General features: G+C 70.0%; 17 protein-coding genes and 1 pseudogene. 9 read left to right on the top strand and 9 right to left on the bottom strand.

The window, feature by feature from the left end:
• Positions 1 to 12 precede the first annotated feature (12 nt).
• Positions 13 to 330 (top strand): hypothetical protein, encoded by a 318-nt coding sequence (locus QFZ74_RS01635; RefSeq protein WP_373462335.1) that lies wholly within the window; start codon positions 13 to 15, stop codon positions 328 to 330.
• Positions 318 to 1340: an NAD-dependent epimerase/dehydratase family protein gene (locus QFZ74_RS01630; protein WP_307618976.1), complete on the top strand. Its 1023-nt coding sequence runs from the start codon at positions 318 to 320 to the stop codon at positions 1338 to 1340. Before QFZ74_RS01635 ends, QFZ74_RS01630 begins: the two co-directional genes overlap by 13 nt.
• Positions 1341 to 1719: 379 nt before the next feature.
• Here QFZ74_RS01630 and folE read toward each other — a convergent pair whose 3' ends face one another.
• The 3 genes from folE to QFZ74_RS01615 all read right to left on the bottom strand — a co-directional run bounded on the left by folE (position 1720) and on the right by QFZ74_RS01615 (position 3468).
• Positions 1720 to 2376, bottom strand: a complete 657-nt coding sequence (gene folE / locus QFZ74_RS01625; protein WP_307618975.1) for a GTP cyclohydrolase I FolE — start codon at positions 2374 to 2376, stop codon at positions 1720 to 1722.
• 1 nt (position 2377) lies between these two features.
• The gene (locus QFZ74_RS01620; RefSeq protein WP_307618974.1) at positions 2378 to 2821 is read right to left on the bottom strand and encodes a hypothetical protein; all 444 of its coding nucleotides are present in this window, start codon (positions 2819 to 2821) and stop codon (positions 2378 to 2380) included.
• An 89-nt stretch (positions 2822 to 2910) separates the two neighbouring features.
• Positions 2911 to 3468 (bottom strand): DUF2231 domain-containing protein, encoded by a 558-nt coding sequence (locus QFZ74_RS01615; RefSeq protein ID WP_307618973.1) that lies wholly within the window; start codon positions 3466 to 3468, stop codon positions 2911 to 2913.
• 120 nt (positions 3469 to 3588) lie between these two features.
• Between QFZ74_RS01615 and QFZ74_RS01610 the strand changes: the two genes are divergently transcribed.
• From QFZ74_RS01610 to QFZ74_RS01595, 4 genes are all read left to right on the top strand, one after another.
• Positions 3589 to 4341: a metalloregulator ArsR/SmtB family transcription factor gene (locus tag QFZ74_RS01610; RefSeq protein ID WP_307618972.1), complete on the top strand. Its 753-nt coding sequence runs from the start codon at positions 3589 to 3591 to the stop codon at positions 4339 to 4341.
• 98 nt (positions 4342 to 4439) lie between these two features.
• On the top strand, positions 4440 to 5102 hold the full coding sequence (locus QFZ74_RS01605; RefSeq protein ID WP_307618971.1) for a class I SAM-dependent methyltransferase: 663 nt from the start codon (positions 4440 to 4442) through the stop codon (positions 5100 to 5102).
• Positions 5103 to 5198: 96 nt separating this feature from the next.
• Entirely contained in the window at positions 5199 to 5921 is a 723-nt protein-coding gene (locus QFZ74_RS01600; protein ID WP_307618970.1) for a YqjF family protein, read from the top strand.
• A gap of 188 nt (positions 5922 to 6109) precedes the next feature.
• Positions 6110 to 6592 (top strand): SPW repeat protein, encoded by a 483-nt coding sequence (locus tag QFZ74_RS01595; RefSeq protein ID WP_307624013.1) that lies wholly within the window; start codon positions 6110 to 6112, stop codon positions 6590 to 6592.
• Between the two features lie 346 nt (positions 6593 to 6938).
• On the opposite strand, the gene QFZ74_RS01590 is transcribed toward QFZ74_RS01595, so the two are convergent.
• Positions 6939 to 7823 carry a LysR family transcriptional regulator gene (locus QFZ74_RS01590; RefSeq protein ID WP_307618969.1) on the bottom strand — a complete coding sequence of 295 codons (885 nt, stop codon included), beginning with the start codon at positions 7821 to 7823 and terminating at the stop codon, positions 6939 to 6941.
• 233 nt (positions 7824 to 8056) lie between these two features.
• Here QFZ74_RS01590 and QFZ74_RS01585 point away from each other — a divergent pair, with 233 nt between their 5' ends.
• Positions 8057 to 8446 (top strand): VOC family protein, encoded by a 390-nt coding sequence (locus QFZ74_RS01585; protein WP_307618968.1) that lies wholly within the window; start codon positions 8057 to 8059, stop codon positions 8444 to 8446.
• 39 nt (positions 8447 to 8485) lie between these two features.
• Here QFZ74_RS01585 and QFZ74_RS01580 read toward each other — a convergent pair.
• Both QFZ74_RS01580 and QFZ74_RS01575 read right to left on the bottom strand, forming a co-directional pair.
• Positions 8486 to 8698 (bottom strand): annotated as a pseudogene (locus tag QFZ74_RS01580) (MerR family DNA-binding transcriptional regulator); the annotation flags it as partial.
• 120 nt (positions 8699 to 8818) lie between these two features.
• Positions 8819 to 10372, bottom strand: a complete 1554-nt coding sequence (locus tag QFZ74_RS01575) for an FAD-dependent monooxygenase (RefSeq protein WP_307618967.1) — start codon at positions 10370 to 10372, stop codon at positions 8819 to 8821.
• An 81-nt stretch (positions 10373 to 10453) separates the two neighbouring features.
• Here QFZ74_RS01575 and QFZ74_RS01570 point away from each other — a divergent pair, with 81 nt between their 5' ends.
• Positions 10454 to 11095, top strand: a complete 642-nt coding sequence (locus QFZ74_RS01570; protein WP_307618966.1) for a TetR/AcrR family transcriptional regulator — start codon at positions 10454 to 10456, stop codon at positions 11093 to 11095.
• Positions 11096 to 11554: 459 nt separating this feature from the next.
• Here the strand turns inward: QFZ74_RS01570 and QFZ74_RS01565 are convergent, their stop codons facing one another.
• Positions 11555 to 11644 (bottom strand): hypothetical protein, encoded by a 90-nt coding sequence (locus QFZ74_RS01565; protein WP_307618965.1) that lies wholly within the window; start codon positions 11642 to 11644, stop codon positions 11555 to 11557.
• Positions 11645 to 11748: 104 nt separating this feature from the next.
• Between QFZ74_RS01565 and QFZ74_RS01560 the strand changes: the two genes are divergently transcribed.
• Positions 11749 to 12258 carry an NUDIX hydrolase gene (locus tag QFZ74_RS01560; RefSeq protein ID WP_307618964.1) on the top strand — a complete coding sequence of 170 codons (510 nt, stop codon included), beginning with the start codon at positions 11749 to 11751 and terminating at the stop codon, positions 12256 to 12258.
• Between the two features lie 17 nt (positions 12259 to 12275).
• Here QFZ74_RS01560 and QFZ74_RS01555 read toward each other — a convergent pair whose 3' ends face one another.
• Positions 12276 to 13955, bottom strand: coding sequence for a hypothetical protein (locus tag QFZ74_RS01555; protein WP_307618963.1), 1680 nt, complete (start codon positions 13953 to 13955; stop codon positions 12276 to 12278).
• Entirely contained in the window at positions 13952 to 14896 is a 945-nt protein-coding gene (locus tag QFZ74_RS01550; RefSeq protein WP_307618962.1) for a hypothetical protein, read from the bottom strand. Before QFZ74_RS01550 ends, QFZ74_RS01555 begins: the two co-directional genes overlap by 4 nt.
• Positions 14897 to 14912 lie beyond the last annotated feature (16 nt).

Below are 14912 nucleotides of genomic sequence, written 5' to 3'. Positions count from 1 at the left end.
GAAGGAACGCCTATGTCGTCGCAGCAACCCTGGTGGAACCCGCAACGCGGCTCCGCCATGCCCTACGCCCGCTATGCGCGCGCCCCGCGCCCCGCCGTCGACCCCGCCGCCCGCCTGTGGCCCACCCGGACGGCGCCCCGGGCTCCGCTGTGGGCCTCGGTCGACCTGCGCGACGGTAACCAGGCCCTCGCCACGCCCATGGACCCGGCCCGCAAACTGCGGATGTTCGACCTGCCGGTCCGCATGGGGTTCAAGGACACACTGGCCAACGCCCGAGCAGCCCACTCCACTTCAGGAATCGACGGACAGGATCTGGTATGCGCTTCCTAGTAATCGGCGGTTCGGTCTTCCTCGGCCGGGCCTTCGTGGAGGAGGCCGTCGGGCGCGGCTACGACGTCACCGTGTTCAATCGCGGCAAGTCCGGCCCCGACCTGCCCGGCACGCACGTGGTGCGCGGCGATCGAGAGGACCCGGCCGCTCTTGTGGCGCTCACCGAGCACGGCCCGTGGGACGCCGTGATCGATGCCGGCGGACAGCACCCGCGCACCGTCGGCCTCAGCGCCCGCACCCTCAGCGGCCGCGCCGACGCCTACCTCTTCGTCTCCTCCTTCCACGCCTACGCCGACTGGCCCGCGGCCCCCGTCGACGAGGAGTCGCCGCGGCACGCCTGCGCCCCCGACGCGGCCGTCGACGATGTCCCCGGCAACGCTCTGAAGGCCGGCTGCGAGCGCGCCGTCGAGGCCTTCTTCGAGGGGCGTACGGTCATCCTCAACCCTGGTATCATCGTCGGTCCGCGCGAGAGTCCGGGGCGACTGCTGTGGTGGCTGGAGCGCATGGCGCGTGGCGGCGATGTCCTCGTCCCCGGCGGCCCCGAACGGCCCGTCCAGCTGATCGACGCGCGCGACATCGCCGCGTTCGGCACTCGGCTCTTGGAAGCGGGCGGCGCAGGCCACTACCTCGTCGCCGGACCCCAGGGCGCCGAGAGCCTCGGCAGCCTCTTCGCGGCGTGCGCGGAGGTGACCGGCGCCGGGGCCCAACTGCACTGGACCGCTGACGAGTTGCTGCTCGATCACGAGGTCGGGCCGTGGACCGAGCTGCCGTTCTGGGCGCCCGACCAGCCGGCCATGGCCGGGGTCTGGTCGGCGTCCACGGTCCGCGCCGACGCCGCGGGCCTGCGCTGCCGCCCGCTCGCCGAGACCGTCGCCGACACCTGGCGGTGGCTGCGCGAGCGCGGCCCGACCGACAAGCCGTACCGGCAGGGGAAGATCCCGCTCGGCATCGACGCGGACAAGGAAGCCGCTGTGCTCCGTGCCCGGCGGGCCCGGGAGGAACAGCGATGACCGGGACTGTACGTGAACGGCTCTCGCAAGCAGGACGCGCCGGCGCAGGAGCGGGAAGCGGGCGTGACCGTACATCTGCCGCTTGATCAGAATGATCTTGTTGTTGTCACCCTTGCAGGGCGCAGGTCACGTGGAGTGGAGCTGATGCCTGGGTTTGCCTGCTGAGGCTGCCGGCCGAGCGGGCTGTCACGGATACCGCAAGCGAGTGGCATACGGGCGATCACCGTCGACCTTCAGCGCCACGGTTTGCCCGCACTCGCCCCCACCGTTCAGTCCTGCGGGCATCAGGCCGCCGGTACCGGCAGCCTGATGCCCGCTGACCCACACGCTGGTTCGCAAGCGCGGATGAGTGCGCCCTGGGCTCAGTGGGGTGCCGTGGTCATGAGGTTGCTCCGGTCAGGCCGAGGAATTCGCTGCGGGAACTGGCGTCGGAGCGCAGCAGGCCGAGCAGCGTGGAGGTCATGGTGCTGGAGCCGGTGGCCTGGACGCCGCGCAGGGTCATGCAGGCGTGTTCGGCCTCGATGACCACACCCACGCCCTTGGGCTCCAGATGGTCCTGCAGCCAGTCGGCGACCTGCTTGGTCAGGCGCTCCTGTACCTGGGGGCGGCAGGCGAAGTGCTCGACCACCCGGGCCAGTTTGGACAGGCCCAGGATCCGGGCGCCGGGCAGGTAGCCGACGTGTGCGGTGCCGACGATCGGCAGCAGATGGTGTTCGCAGACGGTCCGGACGGGGATACGGCGGGCCAGCACGAGTTCGTCGTAGCCCTCGTCGTTGGGGAACGTGGTCAGGTCGAAGGGGCGCGGGCTGAACAGCTCGGCGTACGCGCGAGCCATCCGCCCCGGTGTGCCGCGCAGGCTCTCCGAGGAGGTGGAGATCCCGAGGGCGTTGAGGAACTGGCCGGCCGCGGCTTCCGCTGCGGCCAGGTCGACGCCTCCGAGCTCGTGGACGACCCGCAGGGCGGGCCGGGCAGGTGCCGTTTCGGCCTCGTCAGGCAGATCTGTTCGGGCGTTGGTACGGATGGGGAGCTCGGGCATGTCAGCTTCCCCCGATGCCGAGGGCGGTGAGCAGGACCAGGACGAGGGTGACCACGGCGAGCAGGCCGTGTGCCAGTACGACCACCACCGGGAAGTGCCGTTCGGCGGGGACGGTGGATTCGGGTCCCTGAGCCGTTGCCGCGGATGCGGCCCGGTCGCGGTAGACGGGGACCCAGCGGGCCAGCATGACGAACCCCAGCAGCGCGACCGGCAACAGCAGGCCGAACGCGGTCCACGCCAGGGCGGCCATGTCGGCCACGACGTAGATGATCCAGACCACGAGTCCGACGGCGGCCAGGGCGAAGTGGCCGAACACGACAGGGGCGGGCAGGCGGCTGGCGCCGGTTCGCTGTTGCCGGATTCCGCCACGTTGGATCCACATGCCGAGCATGTAGAAGCCGCCGAGAGCGGTGACCACCCAGGTGATCAGCGCGGCGATGTCCATGGGAACTCCCGGGTGAGATTGGTGTCGAAGGCGGCCGGAAGAGGCCGACCGCCGAAGCGGGGATGAGGAAGCGGGGCTGAGGGGCCGGGTCACTCGGGCATGCCGGCGGCGCTTCTGCTCGCGCGGCTGTGGTCGGGGGTGTATCCCTCGGCCTGGGTTGTCTCGTCGGCGACGCGCACGCCGTAGCGGTAGGCGAGCCTGCCGCCCAGGAATCCCGAGACGCCCAGGACCGCCACGCTGATCGCGGACAGCACGAGCTGTCCGATCCCGACGCTTCCGCCGCCGGTGTAGTCGCCGTGGCGCCACAGGAAGTTGACGACGTAGGCGGCCGTCACCAGCAGGTTCAGCGTCATGTGCACCAGGGCGGTGCGGAAGGCCGGGGTGCCGGCGGGGATGGCGAACAGGTCGAGGAATCCGACCATGGCGGCCAGCAGCGCACCGATCACACCGACCGCGATCAGCCACTCCGAGGACTGGGTCAGGAATCCGGGACGGTGCACGACGTGGGACGCGATGTCGAACACCAGGCTGGTCACCCAGGCGCCGATCGGCACGGTCACCAGGATCGGGTGGAACGGGTGGCCGTACGGGCCGGCGAGCGAGGCGCTGACCGGACGCTTCGCCTCAAGTTGTGACTCACGGGTCATCGCGACCTCCTCTGGTTTCACCAATGAATCTTGGTCTTATTGCCGGTGGGCGTCAAGGCGTACAGTCCACGACGAGTGAAGACCGCTTGCGCCTATGCAGGTGGGCGTTACCGTGGTCGTGTGGCTTTCGATCCGAGTACGCGGGCCGGCGCGGCCCACAGCGCCATCGACTCCGTCAGCGTCCTGAGCGAGGACTCGCGGCGGCGCATGTTCGCCTTCATCCGGCGCGCTTCCCGCGCTGTGACACGGGACGAGGCCGCCGCCAGCGTCGGCATCTCCCGCAAGCTCGCCGCCTTCCACCTCGACAAGCTGGTCGACGCAGGCCTGCTGCGGGCGCGCTACGAATCGCCCGGCGGGATCCGCAAGGTCGGCAGGCAGCCGAAGGTGTACGAGCCCACCCGCGCCCAGATCACCGTGAGCATCCCCGACCGGCGCCACGAACTCCTGGCGGACCTGCTCCTGGATGCCGTCCTGACCGAGGGCGCCGACGAGAACGCCACTCAGTCAGCCATGCGGACCGCCGAGCAGCGTGGTCGTGAACTGGGCGAGGGCGCGCGGGACGAGATCCGCCCGGGCCGACTGGGCCCCGAGCGGGGCTTGACCGCCTGCGAGCAACTGCTGGACGAATATGGCTACGAACCCGTACGGGAAACCCCCACTCACCTCCGGCTGCGCAACTGCCCCTTCCATCCGCTGGCCGCAAAGGCGCCCGACCTGGTGTGCGGCATGAACCACGCCTTCCTCAGCGGCTACCTCGACGGCCTCAAGGTCAACGGCCTCCAGGCCGTCCTCGCCCCAGAGCCGGGCGAATGCTGTGTGCGGCTCGGCCCGAGTGGCGACGATGGCGACGGCCAGGCGGCTCAGGACCACTGATCCCGTCACGGCCTGACCCGCACGCCGCCGGGCAGGCTACAGATGGCCCGTGCTGCCGGCCGTAAGAGTCCCGGCAGGCGGGGAAGGAGGGCCAACCGATGACCAGACGACCTGGCGACACGGGCGTCACGGGCGGGACGGCGCGCGACAGAGCGACCGCGCGGCAGGTCCGCGTCTGGAACAGGATGGCGCCGGAATACGACCGGCAGATCGCCTTCTTCGAACGCGTCCAGTTCGGCGGCGGCCGTGAGTGGATCGGCGCGCGTGCCACGGGCCGTGTGCTGGAGGTGGCCGTCGGGACCGGCCGCAGTCTGCCCCACTACGCGCCCGGCACACGGATCACCGGCATCGATCTCAGCCCGGCGATGCTCGGCATCGCCCGCCGCCGCGCCGCGGACCTCGGCATCGACGCCGAACTGCTGGAAGGGGACGCCCAGGCGCTCCCGTTCGAGAACGGCAGTTTCGACACCGTCGTCTGCGCCCTCGCCCTGTGCAGTATCCCGGAGCCGGCCGAGGCCCTGCGCGAGATGGCCCGCGTACTCAGACCCCGCGGCACCCTCCTGCTGCTCGACCACATCAACAGCACCTGGCCGCCTGTCTATGCCTTGCAGTGGCTGCTGGAACAGATCACCGCTCGTACGGCGGGCGAGCACTTCACCCGACGCCAACTGCCCCTGCTGCAAGCGGCCGGCTTCGAGGTCGAGGAGACCGAACGCCTCAAGGCCGGCACGGTGGAACGCATCAGGGCGACCAGACGCTAGACGATTGAGCAAGTCCGAAGTCGGACTGGAGCGCGCTGTGCGCCATCCGAGCACGATCCCTTGTTTCCACAGGTCGAACAGGGGGACTCGCCGACCATGGTGTCGTACGCAGCGGAGCATCACGTGCGCGCGCCGATGCTGCGCGCCGACTGGCTGACGCAGACGTTCGTCAACTGGCCCTGTCGGACGGAGTCCGTCCAGGCTCTGCTGCCGGAGGGACTGGTCGTGGACGAGTACGACGGGTGCGCCTGGGTGTGCCTCACCCCGTTTGTCATGACGGGCGTGCGCCCTCCCGGCGTGCCCCCCACGCTGCCCGGGCTCCCGACCGTCGCCGAGACCAACCTGCGGACCTACGTCAGGCACGGGGACGGGCAGGACGGGTTGTGGTTCCTGTCCCTCGAGGTCTCCTGCCCGTTGATGCTGGGCGCCCGTGTCATCGGGGCGCCGTACCATCCGGGGACCCTGCGCGTCCTGGCGGACGGGGACACCGTCGCGTACACCGGCTCGCGGTGGACCGGCCGGGCTTCCTACCGCCTGGACGTTCACGTCGGCAAGCCGATCGAACCGACGGAGCGGGACGTGTGGCTGACCTCGCGCTGGCGGGCGTACACGCACAGCATGGGCGTTCTCTGGGCGACGCCCGTGGAACACGAACCATGGCCGCTGGCCGCCGCCGCTGTCGAGACGCTGGAGGAGACACTGACCGCCGCAGTGGGCCTCCCCGGCCCTCTCGGCGAGCCGGTGGTGCACTTCTCCCAGGGCGTCCGGGACGTCCGCCTGGGCGTGTCCCGTCCGCTGTCCCGGCCGGGCCGTTCCTGATCCGGGTCGCAAGAGAGCCGCGGGCGCCGCAGCGCAGGGCGGGAGGGTGGCCGTGCGCTGGCCGGTGGGCTGGGCTGGTGAATCGTTCCGCAGCGGGGGTACCCGTTGGTCGCCTTATATCCGACCGAACTGTATATCGGACCGAACTATCGGAGGTGATGGAGGTGACAACCTCCCCGAGGCCGTCGATGGAAACCCATCCCGACATCATCGCCATGCGCAACCGTCACGAGATGGCGGAGCGCGCCACCAGTACTCCCAGGGCCCAAGCCATCGAAGCGCTGGCGTTCCTCGCAGGGGTCTACCTGGCGGCCTCCCCATGGATCGCAGGGTTCAGCACCGTGTCGACGCTGGCGGTCAACAACCTCATCGTCGGCATCGCCTACGCCCTCTTGATGAGCGGCGGTTTCGGCCGCGCGTACGAGCGCACGCACAGCATGGCGTGGGCCGCGTGCGCACTGGGGGTGTGGACCATCATCGCCCCCTGGGTCGTCGCCGGTGATGTCAGCACCACCAGGACCATCGTGAACAACGTCGTCGTCGGCGCCATCGGGCTGCTTCTGGGCGTGGCGGCCAGCGCCGCCGCCGGTCGCCCACAGACACCGAGGTTCGGGCACGGCGACCCAAGCGGACTTCAGCGGCGGCCACCTGGTGATCAACGCTCGTACTGACATGGCCGTAGGTCCGGCCGTTCTCGTGGACGCAGCCTGATGCCCAGGCCGCGCATCCACAGATGACGCCGCGTCGACGCCGCGTCGCGGAGACCCCGGCGGTACTGCTCAGCATCTTCCGAGAGTGCTGCAGGGGCAGCTCCCGGTGTGGCATCTGTCGGCCACGACCTGGTCGTCCTAGCCTGACAAGGCGCGGCTGCCCTGGCCGGCCGGGAGCGGACCAGCATCGTCCGCATCCTTCACCCTCCGGTCGGCCCGGGCGCTCGACTCTCATACGAGCGTCGGCCTACGGCCGGGGCAGTCGCGGCCGTAGGCCGACGCAGTTTCGGGGTGGTGCCCCATGGCGTCAGGCGCTGGGCGCCGTGCGGACGCCCAGCAGGGAGAGGAAGGCGACGGCCGTGGGCGACGGGGTGAACCGGCTCCAGACGAGGCGCTCCACCCGTATCGGTCCGTTGACGACCGGCACGCACCGCAGTCCGTGCAGTTCGGCGGTGTACGTCGAGGGCAGCAGGGCGATGCCCAGTCCCTGGCGGACCATCCGGACCATGAGTTCGACGCCGGACACCTCGAAGGCGACCTCGCGGCGCAGGCCTGCCGCCGCGAACGCCTGGTCCGACTGGGCGCGGGCGGCGCTGCCGTCGGCGAAGTCGACGAATGCCTCGTCGGCGAGGAGGCCCAGGTCCACCTGGTGCCGCGCGGCCAAGGGGTGGCCCGGCGCGACCACCGCGACGTGCTGCCCTTGGGCAAGTTCCTTGTCGCGCACGCCCTGCGGCTCGAACCCGGGCTGCGTCCCCAGGAACGCCGCGTCCAGGCCACCGTCGCGTACCTGCTCGACGAGCCGCTCGCTGGAGCCTGCCCGGAGACGGATGCGTACCTGGGGGTAGCGCTGGTGGTAGTCCCGGAGCACTGCGGGGAGATCGACGGCCGCCACGGTGGGGATCGATCCGACGGTCAGCGTGCCCCGTATCTCACCGGTGGCCGCGGCCACCTCCGCCCGGGCCCGCTCGGCTGCTTCGAGGGCCTGGCGGGCGGCGGGCAGGAACGCCTCTCCGGCCGTGGTCAGCCGCACCCGGCGGCTGGTCCGATCGAACAGCCGGGCACCCAGTTCCTTCTCCAGCCGGGCCACCTGGTGGCTGAGCGCTGACTGGACGACGTGGCACTGCTCGGCGGCGCGGGTGAAGCTCGCGGTCTCCGCGACCGCGAGGACGTAACGCATCTGCTGGAGGTCCATCCGATCCATCGTGAAACACGATGGATCGGATGACAAACATGCGTTGGACTCATGGATGCCAGCTCGGCGATGCTCAAGACGGAGGCAGGCGGGGCGGATGGCAGGACGCGGCAGTTGGCGCCGGCCGTAGGGGACCGACGAGGTCTTCAGCCGTCACCCTCCGTCGGCCTCCGTCGTACCGCATCCCGCATCACCCATGGCGCGCCGAGCGCCCCGACCCCTCGGAGACAACCGTGCACGTGATCGACTTCGACCACCTCGTCCTGAACGTCGCCGACATCGAGCGTTCGCTCGCCTTCTACACCGGCCCTCTGGGCTTGGAGCCGGTACGGGTGGAGGAGTGGCGGGCGGGCAAGGTCTCCTTCCCGTCCGTGCGGGTCAGCCCCACCACCATCATCGACCTGCTCGAGACGCGCGCCGCGCGGCCGGAGGGCTCCAACGTCGACCACATCTGCCTGGTGGTCGAGCCGCTCGACTGGCAGGAGGTCATCGACTCCGGCGTCTTCACCGTGGTGGACGGTCCCGGCGAGCGGTTCGGCGCCCGAGGCACCGCGATTTCCCTCTACGTGCTGGACCCGGACGGCAACACCGTGGAGCTGCGCTGGTATCCGAAGGACGCCTGACGGTTCGGACGAACCTGGTCCCGGTACCCGTTGGCCTCGCGGCTGGAGACGAACGGGACGAACGGGCCCTGTTCCCTCGTAATAGCGGAGCATGCGCCGCGAGGTTCCTGTGCGCTGCGAAAGCTCCCCGATCCGCAATGCGATCCACCCTGGACGGTCCTGCTCGTCTTCATCCTGGTCCTGGTCGTCGTAGGCGTCGCCCGCGTGCCCGGCTTGCCCACCAGGTGCTCCTCGAGCAGGAGTTGACGGCACGGTGGTCGGCCGGCGTCCACGCAGACTGGCGGCGAGACCGTTTGCAACGCACAGGCCTCACGTCGTACGTCGGGTGAGGCCGCCGATCGCGCGCTGGCCATCGGGCGGTGGTGTTCCGGCTCAGCGGACGGTAGTGAGGGTGCTGGTGGTTGCGGCGAGTAGGGCATCGTCGTCTGCGGTGGAGCCGCTCGTGGCCCAGCAGACGTAGCCGTCGGGGCGGATGAGCACGGCAGTGGCGCCCACGTCGTCAGGGCAGGTGGCTCGGACGAAGTCGACTTGTGGTGGGAGACGGAGGTCGGCCGGGACCGCCTTGGCCAGGTCCAGCAGGACGGCGTGCCCTGAGGTGAGCAGCGCCGACAAACGCGCGGGGCCGGCTTCGGTGAGCAGATCGGTGTCCGGCATGCGCTGTCCGGTGAGTGGGTGCTCGCCGGGCAGGGCGTACCGCAGTGACAGGCCGGAGATCAGGCCTGCCATGTGACGGTTGGTGTCCGGCAGGCGCAGCAGGTCGGTGAAGATGTCGCGCAGCGCGGCGACGTCCTCGCTCGGGTTCGGGTCTGCCAGGACGCGCTGCGCCGACGTGTGGTGCAGGACCTGGGCTCCGACCGGATGCCGTTCGGCGTGGTAGCTGTCCAGGAGGTTGCTCGGTGCGCGGCCCTGGACGGCTGCGGCCAGCTTCCACCCCAGATTGAAGGCGTCCTGTATGCCGAGGTTGAGGCCCTGGCCGCCCAGCGGCGGGTGGATGTGCGCGGCGTCGCCCGCGAACAGGACGCGGCCCGCGCGGTAGTTCTCCAGTTGTCGCGTGGCGTCGCTGAAACGTGAGGAGTTGTCCACGGCGCAGAGGGTGGTCTCATCGCCGTACACCGCCTGGAGCGCGGCAGCGATCTCCGCGTGGGTGATCGGGGCGTCGCGGTCGTTGCTCGTGTGGTCGGTGTGATCGGTCTGGTCGGTCTCGTCAGTGCGTCCGAAGGTGAACCGGTAACGGTCGTCGCCGAGCGGGACCAGCATGGACCAGTAGCTGCCCGCCCGGCGGGTCAGGGTGCTGATGTGGCCCGTCTGCTGCGGCACCAGTGACGAGGCGGCGGACAGGCGGATGTCGGCCAGTACCGCCTGATGGGTCCCGGGCCGACCGGGGAACGGCAGGCCGAGCTGTTTCCGCACCGTGCTGTGCCCGCCGTCGCACGCCACCAGGTAGCGTGCGCGCACCTTCAGTCCCTCCGCTTTCACGATCACGCCGTCGTCGTACGACTCGACCCCCGAGAAGGCGATGCCGCGCAGGATCCGCGCGCCGGCGGCGGTCGCGTGGTTCTCCAGCACTTCCTCGATCTCCCATTGGGGAATCCCGATCGTGTACGGGTGCCGGGTCCGCCAGGGTGTGCAGTCCAGGGGCACGGGCAACATCGCGAAGTGTCCGCCGGCCGGATCACGCGACGTGACCCGGTGCAGCAGCGGTTCCAGCAGCCCGCGCGACTCCAGCAGTTCGGCGGTACGGGGCTGGATCGCGCCGCCCTTCACCTGCTCGACGCGCTGGGGCAGCTTCTCCAGCACCAGGGTCTCGACCCCGGCCAGGGTCAGTTCGTACGCCAGCATCAGTCCGGTCGGGCCGGCGCCCGCGATGACGACCTCGACCTCGACCTCGGTCTCGGTCTCGGTCTTGATCTCGGCCAACGTCTCCACTTCCTCTCATCTCGCACCTGGAGTAAATGTATACCAGGTGCAAAAATGCTCTGAGGTTAGCTATCTGTTACGGTGTGTGCCGTGGACGGCAAGCCAGGGCTGCGGGAGCGAAAGAAGCAGCGGACCCATGCGGCGATCTCCGATGCGGCGATCGGGCTGTTCCTCGAGCGCGGCTTCGACCAGGTGTCGGTGGCCCAGGTGGCCGAGGCGGCCGAGGTGTCCAAGCGCACGCTCTTCGCCTACTTCCCGACCAAGGAAGACCTCGTGGTGCATCGGCTGGCCGACCACGAGACCGAACTCGCGCGCGTCGTACGGAGTCGCCCGCCAGACACCACCCCGCTGACCGCCGTACGCGAGCACTTCCTCGCCGGGCTGCGCGAGCGGGACCCGATCAGCGGCCTCAATGATCATCCCCAGGTGCTGAGACTCACCCGGATGATCCTCGACGCGCCCTCGCTGGTGGCCCGCATGGAACGGTTCAAGTCCGGCGCCGAACGTGCGCTTGCCCAGGCGTTGGAGGAAACCGCGGACACTCCGGAGCTCACCGCGCGCTTGGCCGCCGTCCAAATCGTCGCGATCCAATGGACGTTGGCGCAGGACAATGCCGCGCGTCTGGCGCACGGGGAGCTAGCCGACACACGGTTCCCGGGGGCGGTGGCCGACGCGGAGCACGCGTTCGCGCTGCTGGAGAACGGGTTGCGGCAGCTGACGCCGCCGCTGTGACTGGTGGCTTCTGGGTGTGTCTCCGCGCTGAGCCGTTCTCCAGTCAAGGCGACCCTAGGCATGGGCAACACGGCGGCTGAACAGCATGCGCGGGCGGCCCTCAAGACGGTCGCGCAGCTCTACGGCGCGAAGCGGTCGCCCTCGTCGCCCTCGTCCGCGCCGGAGCTCGCTTCGAACACGGCCGTCGCGTCGAACAACCCGAGGCTCACGCCGTCTTACTCGTGAGTGGCTGTAGACCCGTCTTGCTCATGACCGAGGTCTGCGGACGCGGGGCACCGTCACCTACCGTCAGTCACGCCGAGTCGGACGCCTGGCGGGCGCTCGTCCGGGCGCCGATGAGGGACTGCAAGGCGCGGGTCAAGTGCGTGGCGTCCGTGCTGGAGAGCGGCGCGAGGAAGCGGCGTTCCATCTCCTGGCGGGCGAATTCGGCGTGGTGCAGGCACTCTTGCCCGGCCGGCGTCAGCTGGACGATGTTCTTGCGCCGTCCTGGGGGCTGCGGCGCCGCTCGACGAGTTCCTTGTCCTCCAAGGCGTCCACGAGGGCCACCATCGTGGTGCGGTCGATGCCCAGTTTGCCCGCAGGCGGGTCACCCGTGGGGAGGGCGATCCCTCCAGCAGCGGGGCGTCCGGGCCGCCCCGCCTACGCTGTCGCCCATGCCCGTACACAACCAGCCGTTCAGTGTTGACCACGACGTCGAACTGCCCCTTCCCGCACCCGGCGAGCTCTGGACCGTCGGTGCGATCATCCTCAATGACGATGGCGAAGCCTTCGCCCAGAAGCGTGGCCCGCATCGTCGCCTCTTCCCCGATACGTGGGACATCGTCGGCGGTCATGTCGAGCCGGAGGAGACCCTCCTCAAGGCTCTCGCGCGCGAGATCGAGGAAGAGACCGGCTGGCGCCTCCGCCGTGTGCGGCAGTTTCTGGGCATTGCCACCTGGGACGGGGACGACGGTGCTGGAGTCCGTCACGAGGCGGACTATCTCGTCGAGGTGGAAGGCGACTTGGACCATCCCGTTCTGGAATGGTCCAAGCACTCGGCCTACGGTTGGTTCGGCCCGGACAACCTCGACCCCCTCAAAGAGAACCGTGAACCCGGGCAGTTCCTGATCCACGACCTCATCGCACGAGCCACGGCCGTCCAGGGTCGCCCCCGCCGGCCCTAGGGGGTGTCTCGTCGCGCCTACTCGTCAGGTGCGAGGCAGCGCGAGTCCTCAGGTCCCGTGGCGCAGAAGAAGCCATGGTCCTTGCCGTCGACGCGTACGGAGACGGCGCTGTACGGCATCCGCTTCACCTCGATCGTCGCGCCCTTGCGGTACGACCGGTCCTTGGGAGTGTTCGTGGTGTCGAGCCGGCCGCGCAGCGTGCCGGTGTCCCCGGTGGCGCTGAGGGTGCCGGTCGCCTTGCCGCCCCAGACGGTGGAGGTGTCGCACGGCGCCGGATCGGTGCCGCAGTAGCGGAAGAGCCGCCAGCGATAAGTGAAGTGGCCCTTCCTGTCGATGGTCAGGGAACCGTGCCCCCAGGTCCAGGTGCGGGCGAAGGAGGCGACGCCGGCTTCCTGTTGGAACGTGGGCGGGCTGCCGCTGCGGCCGAGCCACAAGCGGGCGCCGGGCCGGGTGTTCTCCCGCTTCTCGGGCTCGCCCCGCCCCAGCAGGATGTAGCGGCCATGGAGACCCGCTGCCCCGTACAGATCGAAGACCTGGTCGAAGTGGTTGCGTTTCGTGGGCTGTTTGGTCCACTGCCGTCCGTCCGGCGAAGCCCACAGCGCACCAACCGGACCCAGGTGCAGGTCCCTGGAGTGGCCCGCCGCGACGAATCCGCCGGGTACGACGCTCACGGCGTTGAGGGCCTGTTCGTCGCGGGGCGCCACACCGGTGTCGGGGACGCGTCCGACGTCGAGCGGACGGCCGCGTGTCCATGCGTCGGCCCCCTTCGTACGGCTCCACAACGCGGACATGAACTCATCGGGACCGGCCTGGCTGCCCTCCGTACGCGTCACCAGGACGCTTCCCTGTTCGCCGGACGCGCTCGTCACGGACGTCTGCTGCTTGAACTGGGTGGGCCCGCCGCTCCAGTGAGTTCCGTCGCGCGAGATGACGACGAGCCGCTTGGTGTACGGGGATTCGTTGGTGCAGGCCGCCGTCACCACGAAACCGGCTGCGTCGGCCACGGCGGACACCTGCGGTTCGTGGGTCGGGTAGGCCGGGCAGGGTACGTCGCGCGGCTGGCCGAAGGGGCCGTCCGGGCGCGCCGTCCACAGCCGGAGCGACTCCCCCCGGTAGGCTGAGGCGTCGGTGCTCGTACCGCTTTCGGAGAAGGGGCCGCCGTCGTGCGTCACCACGACCGTGCCTTCCGGGCCGTCCGACACGGCGAGGACCTGGTCCGAGGCGACACCGCCCGGCAGGATCTCCGGCCGCTTCCAGTGGCGGGCGTCCTTCGTCCGCCACACGGCCGGCACCAGGTTGCCGCCATTGCTCCACGTGCCCGCCAGGGTCAACCGGTCCTCGCGGGCGGCCAGATACTCGGGAATCCCCTCCTTGGGCTGCGCCCGGTACCAGGAGCTTCCGTCCTTCGAGCCGTACACAGTGACCCCCCGGCTCTCCGACAGCCCGGAGACGACGAACTCGTCCTGTGTAGCCAGCACTTGACGGGGCTGGAAGTCGAGGAAGGCGGCCGGGAGTTGGGCCCTCGGCACCATGCTCCACTGGACGGAGGACGGCGGCGGGCTGTCGTCGGAGCCGCCGTCACCGGAGGCGTGTTGGCACATCGTGGTGCAGGCCAGGAGCAGGACGGACAGCCCGGCGAAGCGCCATCGGCTGTGGCGCGTGGACGCGTACGCGGGCGCGAGTGACAGGCTCTTCATCCGGCGTCCTCGGAGCAGGTCTTGGAGTCGCCGGGCATAAGCCAGTACCCGCTCCCCTCGCGGACGGTGACGCACGTGGGCGTGGCCGCGGAGGTGGCGGTGATGCGGAAGGGCTTACTGCCGTGGTCGGGCACCGTCAGCCGGCCCTTGTGGCCACCGCTGCTCCAGAAGAGGACGAGACGGAACTCCGTGTCGAACTTGGAGGATTGAGGGAGGACGACGAAGTACTCCGCGTCGCCCTGCTTGATGGCGTAGGGCCAGGATCGGAACTCGTGTGCGGTCTGCTCGGTGCTCTGGTCCGGGATCGCCTTGAGCGCGGGAGCTTTCTGGTCGAGATCGACGGTGAAGATTCGTCTGCGCGTGTCGGAGCCGCAGGGGTTGAGCACGTGGACGCCGTGTGCCGGCCGGTGCCGGGCGACGATCTCCGCTCGTGCGCCGGTGAGGAGCAACTCCTCGCTGCTGGTGCCCTGGAGGACGATGCTGATGCTGCTGCCGGACGCACGGATCCCGCCGCGGGGAAAGGACGGCAGCGGTGCCATGCCCTGCGCCGGCAACTTCATTCCCGGGACGACGGCCGACTCCCTGCAGTCCCAGGCGGTGGTGTCGGCGTCGGCCAGCGGTCTGGCCGGTGCGGACCGGGCGTCGCCGGTCGCGGGACGGTCGTCGTCGAACGCGTGCGTCACCAGCAGGCCGCCGACGATCGCGAGGACGGTGAACAGTGCCGCGCAGACGACCCAGACGGCCTCGGCTCTTCGTAAGCCGTTGCGGACCAGAAGGACGATGTTGCCGATCTGGGTGACGTCGTTGCCGCCCTGGGCGACCGGTCCATGGATCTCGGAGTCGTCGATCACGTTGCGCCGCGTGCCGACCCGGTCCTGTGCCGCCGCTGCGTCGCGGCGTCTGCCGTCCCGGCTTTCGGCCTGATCCGCCTGATGAGCCATCGCCCGCCCCCCGAAA

The organism is Streptomyces sp. V3I7, from assembly GCF_030817495.1.
Classification (GTDB): domain Bacteria; phylum Actinomycetota; class Actinomycetes; order Streptomycetales; family Streptomycetaceae; genus Streptomyces.
This window is presented reverse-complemented; position numbering and strand designations above follow the sequence as displayed.

Bases quoted from the DNA above. Each gene is read 5' to 3' on its own strand.
- QFZ74_RS01635 (WP_373462335.1), top strand. From the start codon at position 13: ATGTCGTCGCAGCAACCCTGGTGGAACCCGCAACGCGGCTCCGCCATG.
- QFZ74_RS01590 (WP_307618969.1), bottom strand. From the start codon at position 7,823: ATGGACCTCCAGCAGATGCGTTACGTCCTCGCGGTCGCGGAGACCGCG.
- QFZ74_RS01565 (WP_307618965.1), bottom strand. From the start codon at position 11,644: ATGGTGGCCCTCGTGGACGCCTTGGAGGACAAGGAACTCGTCGAGCGG.
- QFZ74_RS01600 (WP_307618970.1), top strand. From the start codon at position 5,199: ATGGTGTCGTACGCAGCGGAGCATCACGTGCGCGCGCCGATGCTGCGC.
- QFZ74_RS01595 (WP_307624013.1), top strand. From the start codon at position 6,110: ATGGAAACCCATCCCGACATCATCGCCATGCGCAACCGTCACGAGATG.
- QFZ74_RS01630 (WP_307618976.1), top strand. From the start codon at position 318: ATGCGCTTCCTAGTAATCGGCGGTTCGGTCTTCCTCGGCCGGGCCTTC.
- QFZ74_RS01605 (WP_307618971.1), top strand. From the start codon at position 4,440: ATGACCAGACGACCTGGCGACACGGGCGTCACGGGCGGGACGGCGCGC.
- QFZ74_RS01555 (WP_307618963.1), bottom strand. From the start codon at position 13,955: ATGAAGAGCCTGTCACTCGCGCCCGCGTACGCGTCCACGCGCCACAGC.
- QFZ74_RS01560 (WP_307618964.1), top strand. From the start codon at position 11,749: ATGCCCGTACACAACCAGCCGTTCAGTGTTGACCACGACGTCGAACTG.
- QFZ74_RS01615 (WP_307618973.1), bottom strand. From the start codon at position 3,468: ATGACCCGTGAGTCACAACTTGAGGCGAAGCGTCCGGTCAGCGCCTCG.
- QFZ74_RS01550 (WP_307618962.1), bottom strand. From the start codon at position 14,896: ATGGCTCATCAGGCGGATCAGGCCGAAAGCCGGGACGGCAGACGCCGC.
- QFZ74_RS01620 (WP_307618974.1), bottom strand. From the start codon at position 2,821: ATGGACATCGCCGCGCTGATCACCTGGGTGGTCACCGCTCTCGGCGGC.
- folE (WP_307618975.1), bottom strand. From the start codon at position 2,376: ATGCCCGAGCTCCCCATCCGTACCAACGCCCGAACAGATCTGCCTGAC.